The 22,237-nt window shown below is 52.4% G+C and carries 21 protein-coding genes; 12 read left to right on the top strand and 9 right to left on the bottom strand.

The window, feature by feature from the left end; all coding sequences use genetic code 11:
* Both CHB59_RS11255 and CHB59_RS11260 read left to right on the top strand, forming a co-directional pair.
* On the top strand, window positions 1–225 hold a 225-nt coding region (locus CHB59_RS11255; protein ID WP_218816235.1), incomplete at its 5' end, for a hypothetical protein.
* Between the two features lie 55 nt (window positions 226–280).
* Window positions 281–2,032 carry a ShlB/FhaC/HecB family hemolysin secretion/activation protein gene (locus CHB59_RS11260; RefSeq protein WP_143738725.1) on the top strand — a complete coding sequence of 584 codons (1,752 nt, stop codon included), beginning with the start codon at window positions 281–283 and terminating at the stop codon, window positions 2,030–2,032.
* 60 nt (window positions 2,033–2,092) lie between these two features.
* Here the strand turns inward: CHB59_RS11260 and gdhA are convergent, their stop codons facing one another.
* A complete protein-coding gene (gene gdhA, locus CHB59_RS11265; protein WP_089376341.1) occupies window positions 2,093–3,436 on the bottom strand; it encodes an NADP-specific glutamate dehydrogenase in 1,344 nt (447 codons plus the stop codon).
* A gap of 234 nt (window positions 3,437–3,670) precedes the next feature.
* Here gdhA and CHB59_RS11270 point away from each other — a divergent pair, with 234 nt between their 5' ends.
* The 4 genes from CHB59_RS11270 to CHB59_RS11285 all read left to right on the top strand — a co-directional run bounded on the left by CHB59_RS11270 (window position 3,671) and on the right by CHB59_RS11285 (window position 5,910).
* Entirely contained in the window at window positions 3,671–4,663 is a 993-nt protein-coding gene (locus tag CHB59_RS11270) for a serine/threonine protein kinase (RefSeq protein ID WP_089376342.1), read from the top strand.
* A 32-nt stretch (window positions 4,664–4,695) separates the two neighbouring features.
* Window positions 4,696–4,971, top strand: coding sequence for a cupin domain-containing protein (locus CHB59_RS11275; RefSeq protein ID WP_089376343.1), 276 nt, complete (start codon window positions 4,696–4,698; stop codon window positions 4,969–4,971).
* Between the two features lie 79 nt (window positions 4,972–5,050).
* Window positions 5,051–5,176, top strand: coding sequence for a type B 50S ribosomal protein L36 (ykgO, locus tag CHB59_RS11280; RefSeq protein WP_025869856.1), 126 nt, complete (start codon window positions 5,051–5,053; stop codon window positions 5,174–5,176).
* A gap of 230 nt (window positions 5,177–5,406) precedes the next feature.
* Window positions 5,407–5,910, top strand: a complete 504-nt coding sequence (locus CHB59_RS11285; protein ID WP_089376344.1) for a hypothetical protein — start codon at window positions 5,407–5,409, stop codon at window positions 5,908–5,910.
* Between the two features lie 49 nt (window positions 5,911–5,959).
* Here CHB59_RS11285 and cyoE read toward each other — a convergent pair whose 3' ends face one another.
* The 7 genes from cyoE to CHB59_RS11320 all read right to left on the bottom strand — a co-directional run bounded on the left by cyoE (window position 5,960) and on the right by CHB59_RS11320 (window position 12,239).
* Window positions 5,960–6,886 (bottom strand): heme o synthase, encoded by a 927-nt coding sequence (cyoE, locus tag CHB59_RS11290; RefSeq protein WP_089376345.1) that lies wholly within the window; start codon window positions 6,884–6,886, stop codon window positions 5,960–5,962.
* 11 nt (window positions 6,887–6,897) lie between these two features.
* Window positions 6,898–7,233 carry a cytochrome o ubiquinol oxidase subunit IV gene (locus tag CHB59_RS11295; RefSeq protein WP_089376346.1) on the bottom strand — a complete coding sequence of 112 codons (336 nt, stop codon included), beginning with the start codon at window positions 7,231–7,233 and terminating at the stop codon, window positions 6,898–6,900.
* Window positions 7,234–7,851 carry a cytochrome o ubiquinol oxidase subunit III gene (locus CHB59_RS11300; protein ID WP_089376347.1) on the bottom strand — a complete coding sequence of 206 codons (618 nt, stop codon included), beginning with the start codon at window positions 7,849–7,851 and terminating at the stop codon, window positions 7,234–7,236.
* A 2-nt stretch (window positions 7,852–7,853) separates the two neighbouring features.
* Window positions 7,854–9,833, bottom strand: a complete 1,980-nt coding sequence (cyoB, locus tag CHB59_RS11305; RefSeq protein WP_089376348.1) for a cytochrome o ubiquinol oxidase subunit I — start codon at window positions 9,831–9,833, stop codon at window positions 7,854–7,856.
* Between the two features lie 2 nt (window positions 9,834–9,835).
* Window positions 9,836–10,723: a ubiquinol oxidase subunit II gene (gene cyoA / locus CHB59_RS11310; RefSeq protein WP_089376349.1), complete on the bottom strand. Its 888-nt coding sequence runs from the start codon at window positions 10,721–10,723 to the stop codon at window positions 9,836–9,838.
* Window positions 10,724–11,098: 375 nt separating this feature from the next.
* Window positions 11,099–11,578, bottom strand: a complete 480-nt coding sequence (gene eco, locus CHB59_RS11315; protein ID WP_089376350.1) for a serine protease inhibitor ecotin — start codon at window positions 11,576–11,578, stop codon at window positions 11,099–11,101.
* 307 nt (window positions 11,579–11,885) lie between these two features.
* The gene (locus CHB59_RS11320) at window positions 11,886–12,239 is read right to left on the bottom strand and encodes a hypothetical protein (RefSeq protein WP_089376351.1); all 354 of its coding nucleotides are present in this window, start codon (window positions 12,237–12,239) and stop codon (window positions 11,886–11,888) included.
* A 272-nt stretch (window positions 12,240–12,511) separates the two neighbouring features.
* Between CHB59_RS11320 and CHB59_RS11325 the strand changes: the two genes are divergently transcribed.
* From CHB59_RS11325 to CHB59_RS11335, 3 genes are all read left to right on the top strand, one after another.
* Entirely contained in the window at window positions 12,512–14,734 is a 2,223-nt protein-coding gene (locus CHB59_RS11325) for a RelA/SpoT family protein (RefSeq protein ID WP_089376352.1), read from the top strand.
* A gap of 26 nt (window positions 14,735–14,760) precedes the next feature.
* A complete protein-coding gene (gene alkB, locus CHB59_RS11330) occupies window positions 14,761–15,393 on the top strand; it encodes a DNA oxidative demethylase AlkB (protein WP_089376353.1) in 633 nt (210 codons plus the stop codon).
* Between the two features lie 89 nt (window positions 15,394–15,482).
* Window positions 15,483–16,178 (top strand): glutamine amidotransferase, encoded by a 696-nt coding sequence (locus CHB59_RS11335; protein WP_089376354.1) that lies wholly within the window; start codon window positions 15,483–15,485, stop codon window positions 16,176–16,178.
* 31 nt (window positions 16,179–16,209) lie between these two features.
* Here the strand turns inward: CHB59_RS11335 and CHB59_RS11340 are convergent, their stop codons facing one another.
* On the bottom strand, window positions 16,210–16,638 hold the full coding sequence (locus CHB59_RS11340) for an HAD domain-containing protein (protein WP_089376355.1): 429 nt from the start codon (window positions 16,636–16,638) through the stop codon (window positions 16,210–16,212).
* Between the two features lie 223 nt (window positions 16,639–16,861).
* On the opposite strand from CHB59_RS11340, the gene CHB59_RS11345 reads away from it, so the two are divergent.
* The 3 genes from CHB59_RS11345 to CHB59_RS11355 are packed head-to-tail and all read left to right on the top strand — an operon-like array spanning window position 16,862 to window position 22,229.
* Window positions 16,862–18,046, top strand: coding sequence for a TolC family protein (locus CHB59_RS11345; protein ID WP_179212151.1), 1,185 nt, complete (start codon window positions 16,862–16,864; stop codon window positions 18,044–18,046).
* Entirely contained in the window at window positions 18,043–19,140 is a 1,098-nt protein-coding gene (locus CHB59_RS11350; protein WP_089376357.1) for an efflux RND transporter periplasmic adaptor subunit, read from the top strand. Before CHB59_RS11345 ends, CHB59_RS11350 begins: the two co-directional genes overlap by 4 nt.
* Window positions 19,140–22,229 (top strand): efflux RND transporter permease subunit, encoded by a 3,090-nt coding sequence (locus tag CHB59_RS11355; protein WP_089376358.1) that lies wholly within the window; start codon window positions 19,140–19,142, stop codon window positions 22,227–22,229. Before CHB59_RS11350 ends, CHB59_RS11355 begins: the two co-directional genes overlap by 1 nt.
* The last annotated feature ends 8 nt before the right edge of the window (window positions 22,230–22,237 follow it).

A 22,237-nucleotide genomic window follows, 5' to 3' on the forward strand; every position in this document is an offset into this window, starting at 1 on the left:
GGATTAGGTGGCGGTGCTGAAGGTGGCCTGTTGGCTCCTGTCACCAACATCCTGAATGGAGGAGAAAATGGTGGTGGATTACTAGCCCCCGTGACCAACATTCTTGGAGGCCTCACAGGAGGTGTAGCTAACCCCACTCCAGTGGACACCAACACGCCTGCTACAGCCAATAACAACACACTGGGTGGCCTGACCTCCATCCTGGGCCCATTGTTGGGTCGTTGATCAGCAAACGCTGATTGAGCTTGGTCGTTAGTTTGATGAGTCCCGGTACAATCCTTTGTGCCGGGATTTTTTTATGAATCAAATGGATTGCATAGGGGAGATAATGCAAGAGCACAGGAAACATTTAGAAAAAGTTGGGATAGGGGTATTGATAAGTAGTATTTTATTTACTCCAACTGCTTTGTATGCAGAGAATCCTGTTGATACTTTGCCAAAAGCAGAAACGCCTAAGACAAGATCGCAAGCGGAAATCAATGTACAGCAGCAGAGTACTATTTCACCTGAATTACAGAAAGTACTGAATACAGAAATACAACCTGCCAGCTTTGGTATTTATGGCGTGAAGGCTGTGCCCTTTGAAGAGGTCAGTGCATTTTTTGCACCATATGCAAATAAGAAAGTAACGATAGGAAAACTTGTTGAACTGTCACAGCAAGTCACTGCGTTTTATCAGCAACGTGGATTGCCATTATCCTTTAGTTATATTCCGGCCCAGAATTTTAATGAACGGGTTATCAAGGTTGTTGTGATTGAAGGGCATATCGGTTCCGTCAAGATAGAAGGTAATCCGGGCGCAACAGAAAGCAAGATTCGTGAGATTGTGGAGCCATTGCTTAACGAAAAGCCATTAACCAGGCCAACCATGGAGCGCTACACGACGATGCTGGGTTTGTTGCCTGGTTTAAAAATACAGGCATTCCTGCCTTTGCCGCAGCAGATGGATGGAGCCTCTGAGCTGACGTTGAAAGTTGAGCGGAAAAGCATAGAAGCCATGGGAAGGCTGGAAAATGTCAGGCCCTTTACACGCGGCATTGTGACGGTACGGGCAAGTGGTAATACATCGCTTGCAGAAGAAATTACGGCATCAACCCTGATTTCGTCACAGAATGAACAATATTATGCATTGAGCTATGCTCAACCCATTGGGAAGGAAGGTTTACTCATTCGGGTGGATGCATCAGATTATGATGGCAAGCCTACGACGGATCTGGGAGATGACTTGAGGCGGCACGTGAAGACCCAGCGTTTGAGTGTCGGGTTGACTTATCCGCTATTGTTGCGACAGGATAGAAGCTTGCTCGGCTCGGTTGCCCTGACTGCAAATAATTTTGATGACAATATTCGTAGCAAACAGACCGGCGCTGCCATCAAGACAACAGCAGATGTGCGTACGCTGTCCGTTGGTGGAACTTATAGTGACACTACGGCGACGCGAGGAAGAAGATTGCAGCTGATGATGAGCCGTGGTCTGGATGCACTAGGTGCTTCCAAATCCGTGGATTATCTATATGGAGGAGTGAGGTATCCGTTTGGCAGCAATATCGATCTCAGCTTCTCTAAATATGTGGTCAGTTTCGTGCAACGCAATTACCTTGGAAATAATTGGGGGACGGCGATTTCAGGCATGGCCCAATATTCTGGGGATAGTTTGCCTATCAGTGAAAAAATCCAGTTTGGTGGGTATCAATATGGTCGTGCGTATCGCCCGGGAAGGCTGGCGGGTGATTCTGGTTGGGGGATTTCCCTGGAGTTGAATCGCACAATACCGTTCAGCTATAAATTGCCATTTTATAACCTCGCTGGCCTGCAGCCTTATGTCATGATGGAGACTGCACGTATTTATGAACATATTGATCAGTCGGAATATGACCATATCAGTTCGGTTTCTCTCGGTATGCGGTTGATCAGTGATCAGCCTGACAGGACAAACCTGGATTTCTCTTTGTCTAAGGCCGTGGGTTCAGGAAGTGGTAGCAATGCTTTTAAGGATATGGCGTTGGGATTCAATTTCGGCATTCCGTTCTAACGGATAGCCATCATAAAAAAAGAGCACCCCTGGGTGCTCTTTTTTATTGCAACATTGGTTTTATACCACGCCTTGTGCCAGCATGGCTTCAGCCACTTTGACGAAGCCGGCTATATTGGCGCCGTCAACATAATTGACAGTGCCGTCTTCGCGTGTGCCGTATTTCACACAGGCATCATGGATGTCTTTCATGATGTCAAACAGGCGTGCGTCGACTTCTTCGCGCGTCCAGGATAAACGCATGGAATTCTGGGTCATTTCCAGGCCAGAGGTTGCCACGCCGCCGGCGTTGGTGGCCTTACCTGGCGCATAGAGGATGCGGTTTTCATCAAACAGCTTCATGGCATCTGCAGTACAAGGCATATTGGCACCTTCTGCGACACATAGTACGCCATTGGCAATCAGCTTGGCAGCGTCATCCTGGTTCAATTCATTCTGTGTAGCGCAGGGAAGGGCGACTTCTGCATTGATGCTCCATGGTGTTACCCCGGCAACAAAGCGGGCGCCTACACGCTCTGCATAGTCCTTGATGCGACCATATTCGACATTCTTGACCTGCATGAGCACCTGCAGTTTTTCTGGTGTGAAACCTTCTTCATCAATGACTGTACCACTGGAGTCTGAGGCGGTAATGACCTTGGCGCCTAATGCCATACATTTTTCGATGGCATATTGCGCTACATTGCCGGAGCCAGAAACCGCGACACGCAAGCCTGCGATGGTGCGTCCGCTATGGCGCAGCATTTCTTCTGCAAAATACACAGCTCCATAACCTGTTGCTTCAGGACGGATGAGGGATCCACCATAGCTCAAGCCCTTGCCGGTCAGGACACAGTCTGCGCGATTGGTGAGTTTCTTGATCATGCCTGTCATGAAACCGATTTCACGGCCACCTACACCGATATCACCTGCAGGCACATCCGTATCTGAACCTACATGGCGGAACAGTTCGCTGACAAAAGCCTGGCAGAAACGCATGATTTCACCATTACTTTTACCTTTGGGGTCAAAGTCAGAACCACCTTTACCGCCGCCCATGGGTAGCGTGGTGAGCGCATTCTTGAAGGTTTGCTCGAAAGCGAGGAACTTCAGGATGGATAAGTTCACTGAAGGGTGAAAGCGCAAGCCGCCTTTATATGGGCCGATGGCGCTGTTATGCTGGATACGATAGCCGCGATTGACCTGGACTTCACCCTTGTCATCAACCCAGGAGACGCGGAATAAAATCGCACGTTCCGGCTCAACCAGTCTGTCCAGCACGCCATGCTCTGCGTAATGTGGATTCTTGCTGATGAACGGCCACAGGCTGTCAACAACCTCAGTGACTGCCTGCAAGTATTCCGGCTGACCGGGATTCTTTTGTGCGACAACGGCTAGAAAATCGTGTGCCGATTGATACTTCATTCCTGATGCTCTCCGTGATTATGATCAAAAGTGATGCATTTTCCCCCATGGCAAATAAAAATGCACCAAAAAATTCATTTTTATATCATGGTGATGCACCATGTTTGTGCATTTGCGAAGGTGAGGATCAATATTCAGTATCGTCTTCGCCTAAGCATCTCTTAAGGCAGGCAGTTTTTGTGCTGCGACTCATGTATGCTGTCATCCTTTTAGTCTTGCAAAGCTTTAATTCTGATGATCGCTCCCCCGTTTTCCACGCTTACCCCGGATCTGATCCTTGATGCCATCGATAGTGTCAATATTATGGGAGATGGTCGATTACTGGCGCTTAATAGTTATGAAAATCGTGTTTATCAACTGGGTGTGGAAGACCAGGCGCCCGTAATAGTGAAGTTTTATCGTCCGGAACGCTGGAGTAAAGCGCAGATCCTGGAAGAGCACCATTTTTCGCTGGAGCTGGCAGAAGAAGAAATACCTGTCGTTGAGCCCTTGATGATTGAGGGGAGTACCTTGCAAGAGTATCAGGGGTTCTATTTTGCAGTATTTCCCCGGCGTGGAGGACGTATCCCTGAACTTGACCAGGAAGGGCGTCTGGAGTGGATAGGGCGCTTCTTGGGCAGGATTCACACTATTGGTGCACGTAAGCAGTATGTTCATCGTCCAGGTATTGATGTGAACTGTTTTGGTGCGGATTCTGCGCAATGGTTACTGGATCACCAATTCATACCTCCAGACTTGATCCCGGCATATCGTAGCGTGGTCGATCAGGCATTGGAAGGAGTGCAGCATTGCTATGAGCGGGCGGGTCAAGTACCTGTTTTACGTTTGCATGGGGACTGCCATTTAAGTAACCTGTTATGGACGGATGATGGTCCGCATTTTGTAGACTTTGATGACAGTCGAACGGGGCCGGCAATCCAGGATTTATGGATGCTGCTTTCAGGCAGCCACGCTGAAATGAGCTTGCAGTTTGCAGAGTTGTTGGAGGGGTATGAATGCTTCTGTGATTTTAACCCGGCAGAGTTGCACCTGATTGAAGCTTTACGCACATTACGCCTGATTCATTACTCTGCATGGCTGGCTAGGCGCTGGGAGGACCCTGCTTTTCCCATGACGTTCACCTGGTTCAATACCCAGCAATATTGGCAGGAGCGTATCCTGGAGTTGCGGGAACAAATCGCATTGATGCAGGAGCTGCCTCTCAGCGTGGTCGGTGGCAATCGTTAGATTTTTCAATCAATATTGAAAGGAGTGTCTTCATGAATAAGATCATGGTTGAGCATCATCCGGACCAGGCGCACCTGGATGCACTTGGCGTTTCTCGCTGGCCTACCTGGTCCAAGGAGGTCTCGCAGTTTCCATGGAGTTTTGGGGAGCAGGAGATTGCTTATATCCTGGAAGGACAAGTGACGGTCATTCCCGATGGCGGAGAACCTGTCAGTTTCGGTAAGGGGGACCTGGTGACTTTTCCAGCCGGACTGCGCTGTACATGGCATGTGCAGCAGCCATTGCGCAAACATTATCAATTGGGATAGATGTTCTAAATTTGCAACAATGTTGCAAATTGTGGGGATAATATGGATAATGTCCGTTGTGCTTAATGAAGGGCTATCCATGAAAATTCTATCGTCACTGAAGTCTGCCAAGGAGCGTCATCGGGATTGCAAGGTTGTACGTCGCCATGGCAAGGTGTTTGTGATCTGCAAAACCAACCCGCGTTTTAAGGCGCGCCAGCGGTAAACGCTGAAAAGGAAGCCTTTGGCTTCTTTTTTATTGATATCGCTGTCCGATGATTTTTAGTGGATAACTGGCATATTTTTCCAATTCCTCTTTTATTTATACCCAGGCCAGCAAATGATGTTTGCACCGATAGTCAGCATTATCTGACTCGGATTTAAGACAGCACTGATATCGACATGAATAGTGGCTGACTATGCTGCGAGTAGTAGACGTACGCTGAAGGATCAATCATGACGCTGGAAAGTGTGACAGGTATTTACCCTGCTATTGATGATGCGCACCAGGTGGCGCAGCAGTTGATTGACAGAGGGATCCCGCATGAACATATACAAGTTGTCAGCACGCGCACAGATGGTCATCATGTCAGCCAGGTTGAAAACAACGGCGAAGTACTGAAAAACGTCATTCTGGATAGTGCTGTCGGAACGACGATAGGGGCTGGAGTTGGGGCTTTGGGTGAGATAGCCCTTGTTGCTGCGAATGTGAGCCTGTTTGTAGCCAGCCCGCTGATCGCACCCTTGGTGATGATAGGATGGGGAGCGGTTGTTGGCGGTTTTATCGGGGCGGCCAATGGCATTTCCAATCATGAGAGGGATTTCTCTGATCTCTTGGCTGATGCCATCACCCAAGGTCATGTTGTATTACTGGTTGATGCTGAAACAGAAGAGGAGGTGGAGATTGCGCGAGCGATTATTGCTGCATCCATGCAGGTGGATGCATCCCAGGACAGGTAAAATAAAAAAGCCGTTGCATGCAACGGCTTTTTTCATTGGGGCAGGGTAGTTAATCCACATCCATATTCATCTGCGGAATGGCTGCCGGGTGACTGTGTACTGCGACCCAGACATCACTTTGGCGAGGCTCCTGGAAGTCGATGGACATCATGACGCTCAATGCAGTGATCGTGATAATGGAGAACATGAATAGTTTCTTTGCCCATAGTTGATCATTACTGGTTTTATAGCCCGCCAGCGCCATTCCAAGCCAGTAAATGCTGATCACACCCGCAACGACAAGGTAGTGATTGCCGGTATAACCGCTGAGTGTCAGCATGACGGTCGCAATCACGAAAGCAACAATGTAAAGCACAATGTGTTTCTTGGTCGCGAGGATGCCTTTTTTTACTGGAAGTACCGGGATGGCAGCTGCCGTGTAGTCCTTGAGCCGGAAAATTGCGATGGCGTAGGAGTGCGGCATTTGCCAGAGGCTGAAAATGATCAACAGGATAATTGCTCCCATATCGAATTCATTACTGACAGCGCAGTAACCAATCACAGGGGGAGCAGCGCCCGAGAGACTGCCTATCAACGTACCGTAGACAGAATTGCGTTTCAGGTAGAGGCTGTAAGCCACGACATAGATTGCAAATCCGAACAGCGATAACCAGACGGTGAGCATGTTGGTGGCAACGTAAAGCAATGCAATGCCGGCAATGCCCAGCAGGCAGCCATAAATCACGGCATGGTGCGCAGGGATCAAGCCTTGTACCAGGACGCGGTTACGGGTGCGCTCCATCTTGCTGTCGATGTCACGGTCTATGTAGTTATTGAGTACGCAGCCTGAGGCAATGACCAATGAAATACCAATGGCTGTTGCCAGGAACAGGGCGAAATCGATATCACCTCGGGAGGCAAGGAAAAAACCTCCGGCAACCGAAATCAGGTTGCCGAAGATGATTCCCGGCTTGGTGATGAGTAGATATTGCTTCATTAATCTGGCTTTTAATGCCTCATCATATTGTGGTTCAGGTGGAACATGACCCACAGGGAACCCACCACCACGATTGCAAGAATCAGGACGGTGAAGATGAAAGCAGTCACATTCCAGCGTTGCTCGGAGGATGTGTTCATGTGCAGGAAATACACAAGATGCACCAGGATCTGAACAACAGCGAATACCAGAATGGTGGCCAGGATTGTAGAGTGGGTTAGCTCGTTCGGAAACATCAACAGCCCGAACGGAATGACTGTCAGAATGACCGAAAGAACAAAACCAATCAGGTAAGTCTTGAAACTACCGTGGCCTGCGCCAGCGCGCTCAACGTGCCCGTGTGACATTTACATCACCCCCATCAGATAAACAATAGTAAATACGCAGATCCAGACAATATCCAGGAAGTGCCAGAACAGGCTCAGGCACATCAGGCGGGTATTGTTGGTGTCGGTCAAGCCTTTACGCGAGATTTGCGCCATGAGCACTGCCATCCAGATCAGGCCGCAAGTCACGTGCAAACCGTGAGTGCCGACCAGGGTGAAAAAGGCAGAAAGGAAGGCACTGCGATCAGGACCAAAACCTTCATGGATCAGGTGCTGGAATTCATTGATTTCCATCACGATGAAGCCCAGACCTAACAGGAAGGTGACGGCGAGCCAGTTCAGCACGGCCTGCTTGTTGCCCTTGTGCTGGGCAATCATGGCAAAGCCGTAAGTGATGCTACTGAATAACAGCAGGAAGGTTTCACCCAGCACATAGTCGAGTTCGAAAATATCCTTGCCGGTAGGACCTCCGGCAAAACTATGGCTCAGGACTGCATAGGTCGCAAACAGGGTTGCGAACAATATCAAGTCCGTCATCAGGTAAATCCAGAACCCGAATATCTTTGTGGCTCCAGCGTCGTGGTGGTGCTCATGCTCATCGGCATGAGCGTGTTGTGTATGCAAAGTTTGACTAGACATGGTTACGCCTGACTCGCTTGTTTAACTTGAATATGCTTGTTTTCAATTGCCTTGATTTCCTCGACAGGCACGTAGTAGTCGATGTTTTCGTTGTAGCTACGTGCAATCACGGTCACCAGCATGGCAATCGTGCTGAGAATGACCAGCCACCAGATGTGCCAGATGAAAGCAAAACCAAATACCAGGCTGAATGCACTGATGATCACGCCTTCAGAGGCATTTCTAGGCATATGGATTTTTTCGTACTTGGCAGGTGCTTTGTCAGCACGACCATCCTTCTTCATTTCCCACCATTCATCCAGGTCTTTCACAACAGGCACATGAGCGAAGTTGTAGAAAGGAGGAGGGGAGGAGGTGGACCATTCCAGAGTACGACCGCCCCATGGGTCACCAGTCAAGTCCAGGTTCTGCTTGCGGTCACGGATACTGACGTAGAGCTGAATCAGTTGGAACAGGATGGCAAGGCCAACGACGAAGGCACCAAACAGGGCAACGTACAGTAGTGGTGTCCAGGCCGGGTTGTCATAATTGTTCAAACGGCGTGTCATGCCCATGAAGCCGAGCATGTAGAGTGGTACGAAAGCCAGGAAGAAGCCGCTGATCCACAGGTAAGCAGCGATACGACCCAACTTTTCATTGAGTTTAAAACCGAATGCCTTGGGGAACCAGTAGACAAAACCAGCCAGGTAACCGAATACCACGCCGCCGATGATTACATTATGGAAGTGCGCAATCAGGAACAGACTGTTGTGCAGTACGAAGTCGGCACCGGGAACCGCCAGCAATACGCCGGTCATGCCACCGATAGTAAAGGTGATAAGGAAACCAATGGTCCAGATGATCGGGGTGGAAAACTCAATACGACCGCGATACATGGTGAACAGCCAGTTGAATATCTTCACACCGGTTGGTATGGAAATGATCATGGTGGCGATGCCGAAGAACGCATTGACATTGGCACCTGCACCCATGGTGAAGAAGTGGTGCAACCAGACGATGAACGACAGGATGGTGATCACCGCGGTCGCCCATACCAGGGAGGTATAGCCGAACAGTTTCTTCTTGGTGAATGTTGCCACAACTTCGGAGAACACGCCGAAGGCAGGCAGGATCAGAATATATACTTCAGGATGACCCCAAACCCAGATGAGGTTGACATACATCATCTGGTTACCGCCCATGTCATTGGTGAAGAAGTGTGTACCCAGGTAACGATCCAGTGTCAGCAATGCAATCGTTGCTGTCAGTACAGGGAAGGCTGCCAGGATCAGGATGTTGGTACACAGTGCAGTCCAGGTGAAAACTGGCATCTTCATCAGTGACATGCCGGGCGCGCGCATTTTCATGATGGTCACGAAGAAGTTGACACCCGTAAGCAGGGTCCCCAGTCCGGAAATCTGCAAGCTCCAGATCCAGTAATCAACACCTACACCCGGGCTGTATTCAATGCCGGAAAGCGGAGGATATGCCAGCCAGCCGGTCTGAGCGAACTCACCAACACCAAGCGAGATGTTGATCAGCGCGACACCGACCACAAACAGCCAGAAGCTCAAGGAGTTCAGGAACGGGAAGGCAACGTCACGTGCACCGATCTGCAATGGCACGACGATATTCATCAAGCCCACCATGAATGGCATGGCCATGAAGAAAATCATGATCACGCCGTGAGCAGTGAAAATCTGGTCGTAATGGTGAGGAGGCAGGAAACCTTCAGCACCTGCGGAAGCAACAGCAAGCTGACCACGCATCATGATGGCATCGGCAAAGCCGCGCAACAGCATGATCATGGCAACAGCGATATACATGATACCGATCTTCTTGTGGTCAACAGAGGTTAACCATTCGAACCAGAGCCATGTCCATTTTTTGAAACGTGTCAGGGCTGCGGCAATGCCGATACCCAGCACGGCGACCACGGCAAGCGTGATCATGATAATCGGTTCGTGGTAGGGAACCGCTTCCAGGGTTAATTTGCCAAACATTTTTACTCCTTGCCCTCCGAATGTGAGTGCGTATGCGAACCAGAAGAATGCGTGTACCTCTCGACAATACTGTCATAGAAATTTGGCGTGACATTGGAGAAACGCTCGACAGGATTATTGTAAGAAGCCTTTTCCAGAGCGGCGTACTTGTCAGTATCCAGGTTCAGGCTGGACTGTTTGACTTGCTGTACCCACTCATCAAATTTTTCCTGGGAGGTCACAGTGGCATTGAATTTCATGCCAGAGAAGCCGTGTCCGCTATAGTTGGCGGATAGGCCGTGATAGACGCCTTCCTCGTTCGCAATAAGGTGCAATGTGTTTTTCATCCCCGCCATGGCGTAGATCTGGCTACCCAACTGCGGAATAAAGAAAGAGTTCATTACTGAGGCTGAGGTGACTTCAAAGCGTACTGGAACATCGACAGGGAATGCGAGTTCGTTGACTGTAGCAATACCTTGTTCCGGATAGATAAAGAGCCATTTCCAATCTAGTGATACCACCTGAACAGTCAAGTGCGGGTGTTCAGAGTCGATAGGTTGACGTGGATCCAGGGAGTGGGTGGTTTTCCAGGTGATGGTGCCAAGTGCCAGGATGATCAGCACTGGAACAGTCCAGACAACTGCTTCAATCTTATTGGAGTGGGACCAGTCAGGGGTGTAGGTGGCTTTGGTGTTTGAGGCTCGATAGCGCCAGGCAAATACGAGTGTCATGATGATGACGGGGATGACTACAATTAACATCAACAAGGTCGCGGTGATGATAAGAGATCGTTCTTCAACTCCTATCTGGCCTTTCGGATCAAACAACACAAAGTCACAACCGCTCAGCAACAATGTGGTACCTAGAATGGACAATAGACTGAAAAGTCCGGGGTATCGCTTTTTTATCATTTCAGCATCTCAACAATGTAAAGGACTCATAAAACCACAAGCCATACTTGCCCAGGGGGAACATGCTTGCTTGTTACCCTGAGTGCCCATTGTCGGCGAGCCGCCGACATTGAGTGTGTTGCTGGTAAGCGACACTGTAGGCCGGTTGTCAATTGTTGATATAAAAATTGCCTATACCAACAATCTCGATAAGACAGGTGCAAAGTACAGCACCTTTGAAGTCCGACAGCTTTTTTTGACAGGCTTCCTTATCAGCCCGCTATTTTATACGATTAACCCAAATAAACCCACACCCAATAAGGAGTATTTCCATTGGGGTATGGGTGGGTGTCGTTAAAAAGTCACAAAATGCTGCAGAGAAGAGATCAGCTTGGATTATTCAGGCTGGGCATCCTGAAAATCAGGGGAGGCATGCCATACTCGGTACCGTAGCTCGAATCCACTGGGGACATAGACTACAACCGGGAGTTTGCTGTTATAGCGAAGCAGGAAACCATCTCCTCCTGCGGCCACGAATTGGCGAGTCTTGCTTTGTTCAGGGCAGGCCTTCAATGTGGACACTGGTCCCTTGATGTTCTCGATGTGGTAATAGGGGTAGCCCCAACCTTGCAAGGTGTGTTCTTTGAGGGTGGCATGGAATCTATGGATATTACAGTCGACTTCCAGGGTTTTGCCGACTTGGATCTCAATTCTTGCTTCATACTCATCCGCCAGGGGAGGCAGGTGGACGGCATAGCGTGTATAGCCGCTATCAGCTTCCGGGTAAGGCGCACCCAGTCCGGATGTGTTGGCGGCGTATGCGCTCAGGCTGGCAAATGCCAGTAGTGGAAACAGGTTAATACGTGAAAGCAACATGGCATGATCCTCAAAGGTGCGGTAGACATTACTTTAACGCAACAATGAAGATACGGGATGAATTGATTCAGGCAGTGGGCGCCAAAGCAATGATTTCTACGATCCAATAACCCAGAATGTAAACCAGTATGCCCACAATGATGACCACGATAATTTTTTGCATGATGAATCCACTGCATGAATGACAGGGATTTAAAGTCTACATCTTTTTATTTATCAGTGAATTGCATAAATTTCTGAAAGTTGTGTAGGAACAACTAAACCAGGCATGCAGACATGGCACCCACTGGGAGTGCCATGAATAATGTTATACGCGTTCTGGCTGGAATGGCTCCAGTACACAGCGGATTTCCAGCACCTTGGCCTCATTCTCTACACCTTCTTCCTTGGTGAAGCTGAATTTGGTATTGCGTGGGGCAGTGTAGACAGTATTGTTCTGGATCTGCTCTGCAATGTTCTCCAGGCGGACTGCACAAGATTTGGCATCATCATGGACGGAGGTCTTGAGCAGGTAGTGGTTTTTCAGGTGGTCAAAAATGGCAACTACAGTGCTCCATTGGCCTGGCTGAGGATTTAGTTTGGGGAGATCTTCTGCTGCCTGAACTTGAGCAGAAAATGCTGTAACCAGGGTGAGGGCGGCAATAGTGTGTTTCATCATCATTGATTTTCCTTATACGTGTTGTTGATGGAAATTATGAGCCTGTAAAAGTCATGAAGGTTCAATAAAGTATTTTCTGGCAACGCCACATTATCATACACATATTTTGTGGATAAGTTTGTGGGCAGCGCCAGGATTGCGGCTTTAAGTGCTTGTCATGACATGAACTTGAAACCTTGATTATAAATTCAGCACACCATTTTGCTGCGATGGGAACTAATAGTAGAAAGTATTGTAGAGGTAGAATGACGGTTTGATGATATAAACGATGCGCTATGGTTTTTGTTCCTGATCTTCTTTCTGAAGCCAGCTCGCAAGGTTCTCTTGATCTTGAGTCCTGGTTTGCCTCACTGGACAGGCAGTTCAATACCGATGAGGTTGCCTTGATTCGCAAGAGTGCGGCTTTCGTCCAGCCTTGCTACGCGGATAAAGTGGAGTTGACCGGATTGCCTGTGCTGCATCATGTGCTTGGCGTGGCTTCTATTCTCGCTGGCATGGGGATGGATGCAGAAACGATAGCAGCGACGATCCTGCATGCCTGCCCTGAGTATCTTGATGGGTGGCAGGCCGGGATCAATGAGGCGTTTGGTCCTCAGATATGCGCCCTGGTTGAGGGGATTGCACGCATGGAGCAGATACAGGGATTCAGTCGGCAGGATATCAGCCATGCCAAGGACCGCAAGAAGGAAGACGCAGCGCAGCAAGCCCAGGTTGAAAGCTTGCGGAAAATGCTGTTGGCCATGGTGGAAGATATCCGTGTGGTATTGATCAAGCTGGCAGACCGGGTGGAGACATTGCGCAGCCTTGGATCAGCGCCGGAGCCAGAGCAACAGCGTATTGCTTATGAAGCCAAAACGATATTTGCTCCGCTGGCCAATCGCCTCGGGGTCTGGCATATCAAGTGGGAGCTTGAGGATCTGTCCCTGCGCTTTCTCGAACCCAAGCTATATAAAGAGATAGCCAAACTCCTGGCAGAGAAGCGTGTAGGGCGGGAACAGTACATCAACGAGGTCGTTGATATCCTGCAGGAACAGCTGCGGTCAGCAGGTATCCAGGCCCAGATGATGGGTCGCCCCAAGCATATTTATAGCATTGTCAACAAGATGCGGCGTAAGCAGATTTCCTTCAATGAGTTGTACGATGTGCGGGCTGTACGCATCCTGGTGGACGATATCAAGGATTGTTACGCTGTCCTGGGGTTGGTGCATAATCTCTGGCAACCTATCCCGAAAGAATTTGATGATTATATTGCGCGTCCCAAGAGCAATAACTATCGCTCGCTGCATACGGTAGTGATCGGGCCTCGCAATCTGCCGCTTGAAATCCAGATACGCACGCATGAAATGCACCAGCATTCCGAACTGGGGGTGGCTGCGCATTGGCGCTACAAGGAGGGTGGTAAGGGAGATAGCAAATTTGACGAGAAAATCGTCTGGTTGCGGCAAATCCTGGAGTGGAAACAGGATGTTTCCGATGGCACAGGAGGTGTGGAGCAGTTCAAGAGTGAGCTATTCAGCGATAAAGTCTATGTATTGACACCACAGGGTAAAGTCGTGGATCTGCCTCGTGGCGCAACACCTGTGGATTTTGCCTACATCCTGCATACAGACCTCGGCCATCGTACACGTGGTGCCAAGGTCGATGGCAGTATCGTGCCGCTCAATTACAAACTGCAGAATGGCCAGCGCGTGGAGATCATGGCAGCCAAGCAGGGAGCGCCCAGCCGGGATTGGCTCAATCCCAATCTGGGATATCTGCAAAGTTCGCGCGCACGCGCCAAAGTGCGACACTGGTTCCGTTACCAGAATTTTGAGGAAGATGTATCCCAAGGGCGTACCAGGCTGGATAAAGAGCTGCATCGCCTGGGTGCGGGAGGCCTGAATCTGGAAAAAGTGGCGCAGAAGCTGCATTTCACAAAGCTGGATGAATTTTTTGCCGCGATTGGCCGTGGAGAAATTGGCGAGCACCAGATTACACAGGCGTTACAAAGTGAGCTGCCTGCCAAGCCGGAGCAGCTGGCGCCGTTCCAGCTCAAATCCGGGAGCAAGGCGGATGCCTCGGGTGTGCTGGTTGAAGGAGTCGGTAATCTCATGACCTATATGGCCAAGTGCTGCAAACCAGCACCGCCGGACCCTATTGTCGGCTATGTAACGCGTGGGCGTGGTGTGACCATCCATAGGCAGGCGTGTGCCTTCATCAAGCGCTTGCCGGTGGAAAAGCATGACCGCCTGCTTGCCACGCAGTGGGGAAACCGTCAGGAAAGGCTGGCTGCAGTCGATATCGATATCGAAGCCTATGACCGGCAGGCATTGTTACGTGATATCAGTGACCTGTTTGCACGCGAGCGCGTGAATGTGACCCAGGTCAAGACACAAAGCCGCAATAATCAAGCCAGGATGAGCTTCTCCATCGAGATTGCTGATCTGGACCAGCTTGCCAGGCTGCTGACGCTGCTACGGCAAGTGCCCAGTGTCAATTCGGCAAAACGGCATCTCTGATCGATATCTGGCACTCATTTGCTGCCATGACATTATTTTCCTCCGCAGGGCCAGAGTGGATTGCCCCGGGTGCCTGTATCCTGCGGGATTTTGCCAGTCCATATGAGCGCCTGCTTTGGCAGGATCTGCAAGCCATAGTGCGCCAGGCTCCATGGCGGCATATGCAGACTCCGGGAGGGCAAGCGATTGCGGTGAGCATGAGCAACTGCGGGAGATTGGGATGGGTATCTGATCGAGGCGGGTACCGGTATCAGATGGAAGATCCATTATCCGGCATCCCCTGGCCCGTAATGCCTGCCTCCTTTGAATCACTTGCCATAGCGGCAGCAGCCCAGGCCGGCTTCGTGCAATTCAGGCCAGATGCCTGCCTGCTCAATCGTTATGAGGCAGGCACCAAGCTCGGCTTGCATCAGGACAAGGATGAGCAGGATTTCTCCCAGCCGATAGTCTCGGTCTCCCTGGGCTTGCCAGCCACATTCCTTTTTGGCGGCCTGAAACGCAGCGATCCTGTATTGCGTACAGAGTTATATCACGGAGATGTCGTTGTCTGGGGCGGGCCGGATCGCCTGCGTTACCACGGTATATTGCCACTCAAGCCTGGTTGGCATCCGCTGACAGGCAAGCTGCGTATCAACCTGACATTCCGTGTTGCAGGCTGATAGTATTCTGCACACGGTATTTACCGCATAATTTATCCATTGAACAATGGTGAAGCCGGGCCAGTTATTGCCGGCATAAGGATGATCTGATGAAAACTGCTGTTGCGTTACGCCATCTTGCATTCGAGGATCTGGATGGTATGGCACCATTGCTGGCACGGGCGGGCTATGAAGTGCATTATATTGATACGCCCAACGCTACCCAGGATGATTTCCAGCAAGCACGGGATGCTGATCTGTTGATCGTGCTCGGTGGGCCGATCGGCGTCTACCAGACTGAGGATTATCCTTTCCTGCAGCCTGTCATTGACCTGGTTGCGGAACGGTTGCAATGTGCGTTGCCTACGCTTGGTATCTGCCTTGGTGCACAAATCATGGCACGGGCGCTGGGTGCGAAGGTCTATGCTGGAGAAGCCGGCAAGGAAATTGGCTGGAGTCCCTTAATACTGATGGAGGAGGGAAAGGAGTCAGTATTGTTTCCCCTGGGAGAGGGTACAGCCGTTCTGCATTGGCATGGCGATACATTTGATTTGCCGGCAGGCGCAGTCAGGCTCGCCTCTTCAGCTTTATATGAGAATCAGGCATTTGCCTACGGCAGGCATGGGCTCGCCTTGCAGTTTCATATCGAAGTGACTGCAGCAGGCCTGGAACGTTGGTATGTCGGCCATGTTGGAGAGCTGGGGGGGTATTCGATTTCAGCATTACGTCAACAGGGAGCAATGCTGGCACCTGGTCTTGCACCCAAGCAGGAACAGGTGGTTTTCCAATGGTTAGGCCAATTCTGAAATGACAACATCTGAGGCCTGTCATGGTCGTTTATACGGCCTGTAATTGCTGCTTGAGGGTACTTAGTTTCTCAATATCGTGATTTGTGAGACCAAGCTCAGGATTGCACTTGACCAAACGGTTGAATCTGTCAGGAAAAATCCCATCATCCAGTATCAGCCATACTTGGTCATTGGCGCAGTGCTTCATCCAGTCAAAAATCTCGCTTAAGCGCCAATAATGGTCATCGGGGTGTCGGGTAATCACTGGCGTTACTCCTATGATGCGCTGTTGCAAATGGGGACTGAACAGCTTGCGCAGCGTATCCAGATTCATTTCATTGCGCCATTTGCTGCTGATCACCAGTCTGACTTCCGGGTGTTGTAGTAGCCATTGTTCCAATAGCGGCAATCTGCTGAGCCGTGGCTGCTTCGGGCATGATAGGTGCAATACGCCATCAAAGCTCAAAAATAGAATCATTATGTTCAATTATGTAGTCCTGATGGTAGGAGTCTGGTATCACATTGTGATGTCTTGATGACATTGGCTGCATTTGTAAGCTTGCTGTCAGTCAGGATTAAGGTTGGTGTATGGGATGGCTGCCTAGAATCCAGTCATGATGAGAAGAACGTATCACCAGTTACTGTGTAGCATGGTGCTGATATCTTGGGCACCTTTATGCTGGTCAATCAATCCTGAGCCCATGACCTTGCAAATGCTCGCACATGAGTTGAGATCGCGTAATCTGCAGTTTGTCCAGGCTGAACAGGAGCTTCAGCAGATCGAAGCCCGCATCCCTCAGGCGCTGGCATGGGACCAGCCCATGATAGGCATGGAGCAGACGCCGGTACCGCGCAGCCCGCTCAATGTCAACCGTTCCCAGGGCATGAGTTACCGTCTGACGCAAACCATGTCTTTCCCAGGCAAGAAGCGCCTGGCCGCCGATATCCTGGAAGCAGAGGCAGGCAGCGCTGGCGCACAGATCTATGGTTTATATATTGGCCTGCTGGCAGAATTGAAGCGGCAGTATTATCAGTTGCTCGCCCTGCAGCAACAAGCCGACATTAACCGCAACACGATCGAACGCCTCAACCAGGTCAAACAAGTGGCCAAGGTGCGCTACGCCAACAATGCTGCGGCATTCGTGGAGTACATGAACGCCCAGGTGGCGCACGGTAGCGCGGAAAACGACATCTACCAGACCCAGCGCCAGATCGAGCAGACCCAGCAGGGGCTGAACGTCCTCATTGGCCGCGACCCTTCCCAGCCGCTGGCCGTCACGGTCGAACCATTGTCGCCATTGGAACTGGCACCGTTGGCTGAATTGACCAGCCAGGCACAGGGGCTGCACCCAAATGTGCGCGATTCGGCCTACCGATTGCAGGCGGCACGCAAAAGCCTGGACCTGGCGAAAAAAGCTTATTACCCCGACCTGCAGCTCATCCTGACCAAGCACAGCAACAACCCGCCCTATGGGCTGGCAGGCAATGAATATGGTGTGGAAGTTGACTTGATCCTGCCAACCTGGTTCTTCGAGCGTGAGAAAGCAGGCGTCAGCGAAGCCAATGCAGGCGTGATTTCTGCCCAGGCCGGGGCAGAGCTGGCATGGCGCCAGGTGCAATTGGGAATCGCCAATGCCTATAGCCAGTTGCAGCAGGCCATCAAGGAAAAAGAACTGTTGCAGCAGCGCCGCTTGCCGGAAGCGCAAGCCGCTTACCGCCTCGCCTTGAACGGCTACGCAAACAACGCCGGGGATTTCAACGGGCTATTGCTGGCGCAGCAGAACCTGCGCGATACCGAGCTCTCAGCCGCATGGGTCGATAACGCGCTGCACCAAGCCAAGGCCGCGCTGGATGCGGCAATAGGACAAGGAATGGAATCGCCATGAAGCGACTCTTGTTGCCGCTGGTATTTATGTCGGGAGTAGGGCTGGGAGGTTGGCTGATTCCGTGGACATCAACCACGTCGCTCGAGCCGAAAGTCGTCAGTCAGCCAGCGCAGAAAGAAGAAGCACTGAGCGCGGATAAGGTCGCTGCGGATTTCTTTTCCAGCGCCTTGCCCGAGCAGCGCGAAATAGAGGATGTCGTACCCTTGATGGGGCGGTTGGCGTTCAATGCCGAGAAGATACACCTGGTATCGGCGCGCATCGCCGGCAGGCTGGACCGCATCCTGGTGTTCGAGGGCGCCCAGGTTCGGCAGGGCCAGCCGTTGGCGGCGCTCTACAGCCCTGAATATGTTTCAGCACAGAACGAACTGCTGCTGGCGCGCAATACCTGGCGCACGCTGCAGGCGAGCAAGGTGACGCAAGACCTGGCGCAGGATGCTGAGTCCACGCTGCAGTCGGCCCGTGAGCGCATGCGAGTGATGGGCGCTTCCGAAGATGATATTGCTGCATTGGAGCAGAGTGGTCACGTCAATGAGCACCTGTTGTTGCGTGCGCCGATCAGCGGCGTGGTCACGCAGCGCAATCTTGATCCTGGCGCTTTCATCAACCTGGGTGACAGCTTCATGTCACTCGCCGACACTTCCACGCTTTGGTTTTTTGGCAACGTCTACGAGCAGGATTACCAGCGCATCCGCCAGGGGCAGCCATTGCAGATCGAGGTGCAGGCGCTGCCCGGCAAGCGCTATAGCGCGCGCGTCGATATACTGTCTCCTACCTTGGATGTGGAAACCAACACGTTACGCGTGCGTTGCCTGGTGGTGAACGACGGCACATTGCGCCCGGACTTGTTCGCCACGGCCAGTCTCAATGTCGGCAAGCGTCCGGCATTGCTGGTGCCGGCTGATGCCGTAGTGCGCTCACAGCAGGTGGATTATCTGATTGTGGAAACGCCTGACGGTAATTACCGCAGGCGGCAAGTAGGCGTCAGGCCTTACCGGGAAGGCCTGGTTGCCGTCACGGAAGGCCTATCTGCCAATGAGAAAGTGGTCGTGCAAGGCGCAACCCTGCTCAACCAGAAACTTTCGGGAGCCATGTAATGCAGGCAACCGGTGCTTTCATCGCTGGCGTATTGCGCCGGCGCCTGCTGATCCTTGCGCTGTCTGTCGGCCTGCTGGTGCTGGGATACATCAGTTTCACCAAGCTGCCCATCGAACCTTACCCTAATATCTCGCCGCTCAATGTACAGGTGATCACCCAATGGCAGGGGCGCGGCACCAACGAGGTGGAGCGACAGATCACCGTGCCGGTGGAAACCGCGCTCGCCAACTTGCCCAGACTCAAGACCTTTCGTTCGGTATCGCTGTTCGGCCTGTCGGTGGTGACGCTGCAATTCGAGGACGGCACTGATTCTTTCACTGCTCGGCAGAACGTGCAGCTGCACCTGGATAGCGCCGCATTACCGGAGGGCGTACAGAGCGAGTTGAGCCCGGATGCCGATGCCCTGGGCGAGGTGTTGCGCTATCGCGTGGCTTCCGAGAGCGGCGACGATGTCATGGTGCTCAAGTCCTTCCAGGATTGGGAAATCTACCGCCAGCTCAAGACCGTGCCCGGCATTGCCGACATCAACGGCTTCGGCGGCCCGACCAAGCAATACCAGGTGCTGCCCGACATCCGCAAGTTGCAATCCTACAATATCTCGCTCAACGAGCTGGTCGAGGCGTTGAGCAACGCCAACGCCAACGCCGGTGGTGGTAACCTTCGGGCCGGGGAGCAGCAGTACGTGGTGCGCGGCATAGGCCTCATCAAGACCCTGCAGGACGTGCGCAATATCGTGATCGTCTCGCGCAACGGCCTGCCGGTCCGCGTGGGCGACGTGGCGCGCGTGGAGTTCGGTTTCGCGCCGCGGCTGGGCGTGGTGCAATACAACCAGGATCCGGACGCGGTGGAAGGCATTGTACTGATGCGGCGCGGCGGCAATGCCTCGGAAATGCTGGAGCGCGTCCATCACAAGGTGGACGAGATCAACCGCGGCGGCATCCTGCCGCAAGGCATCAAGCTGGAGCCTTTCTACGACAGGCAGGAGCTGCTGGATTTGACCATGGGCACGGTGCACCATACCTTGCTGTTCGGCATGGCGCTGGTATTGATCGTGCTGTTCGTCTTTCTCGGCAGCCTGCGTGCGGCATTGGCCGTGGCCTTGGTGATCCCGCTTGCGCTCAGCGTTTCCTTTGCCGGCATGGTATTGGCTATTCCCGCCAACCTGATCTCGCTGGGCGCGATCGATTTCGGCCTGATCGTCGATGCGGCAGTGATCGTGATCGAGAACATCATGCGCCGCATGGAAAACGGCACCAGCAACCTGCGCCAGACTATCGTCGCGGCAGCGGCGGAAGTACAGCGCCCGATGATCTTCTCCACCATGATCATCATCATGGCCTATGCGCCGCTGTTCATCATGGGCGGCGTGGAAGGCAAGATCTTCCATCCCATGGCCTATACCATGGGCCTCGCCTTGCTCGCCTCCATGGTGCTGAGCCTGACCTTCATCCCCTCGGCGGCCTCCTTCCTGTTCAAGCCGGACAAGCTCGAACATCGCCCAGGTATGATTAACATCCTAGTCAAGATCTACCGCCCCATCTTGGCAAGATTACTGCGCAACCCGGGCCTCGTGGCATTGGCAGCCTTGCTGGCGTTTTCCGTTGCCTTATTCGGCGCCAGCCGGCTGGGAACCAGCTTCCTGCCAACATTGGAGGAAAACAACCTCTGGTTGCGTATCAGCCTGCCCAATACGGTGGACCTGCAATATTCCTCAGGCTTCGCCACCCAGGTGCGCGGCTACCTGCGCGAGCAGCCGGAAGTGAAGACCGTCGTGGCCCAGATCGGCCGCCCGGACGACGGCACCGATGCCACCGGGGTGTTCAACGTCGAGTTCGGGGTGTACCTGAAAAAGCCCGAACTGTGGCCGCAAGGCGTCACACGCAGCGACCTGATACGCCGTGTGGAAAACTATCTGCAACAGGTTCCCGGCATCGAGTACAACTTCTCGCAATACATCCAGGACAATGTGGCGGAAGCCTTGTCCGGTGTGAAAGGGGAAAACTCGGTCAAGATTTTCGGCGACGACCTGGAAGTGCTGCATGAAAAGGCACTGGAAGTGCAGGCCATCCTGCAAGGCATCCAAGGCATGAGCGATGTCGGTATTTTCCGAGAGCTGGGCCAGCCAACCATGAATATCCGCGTCGACCGGGAAGCCAGCGCGCGCTTTGGCCTCAATGTGGCCGATGTGCAGGCACTGGTGGTGAACGCTATCGGCGGCAACCCGATCAGCAAGGTGCTGGAAGGCGAGCGTACCTTCGACCTTGCCTTGCGATTCCCTGAAGGTCAGCGCAACAGTCTGGACCTGATCCAGCGCCTGTTCGTTGATACGCCAGGCGGGCAGCGCATCCCGCTTTCCATGGTGGCACAGGTGGAACTCAGCGACGGCCCGTTCTTCATCTACCGTGAATCCGGACGGCGCTTCATCGCCATTCGCTTCGGCGTGCGCGACCGCGATCTGGGCAGCGCCGCAGCCGAGGCGCAGAAGCTGGTGGCGGAGCAGGTCGAGCTACCGCGCGGCTACCGCACCCAGTGGGATGGGCAATTTAACCAGATGAAGGAGGCGCACAAGAAGCTGGCCGTCATCGTGCCGCTGACTCTGCTGGCGATCTTCATCATGCTGTATTCCGCGTTTGGTTCTGCCAAGGACGCCAGCCTGGTGCTGCTCAACGTGCCGTTCGCCACTATCGGCGGCATTGCTGCGCTCTATTTGGCGGGCGAAGAGCTTTCCATTTCCGCAGGCATTGGCTTCCTATCACTGTTCGGCATCGCCATCCAGGATGGCGTCATCCTGATCTCGTATATCAAGAGTTTGTATAATCAGGGGGAGCACGCGCTGGACGAGGCTATTCTCGAAGGCGCTGCCATGCGCCTGCGTCCGGTGTTGATGACTGCTATGCTGGCTGGCTTGGGCCTGTTGCCGGCTGCCTTGTCACAGGCCATCGGCTCGCAGGCACAGCGCCCGCTGGCGCTGGTGATCGTGGGCGGCATGGTCACGACTACCTTATTGACCCTGCTGGTGCTGCCTGTGGTGTTTGGCTGGATTTACCGCCATTATCCCAGGAGCGCCAGCACCCAGAGTGCTTATTAAGCTTAAGG

The organism is Methylobacillus rhizosphaerae, from assembly GCF_900187985.1.
GTDB lineage: Bacteria > Pseudomonadota > Gammaproteobacteria > Burkholderiales > Methylophilaceae > Methylobacillus > Methylobacillus rhizosphaerae.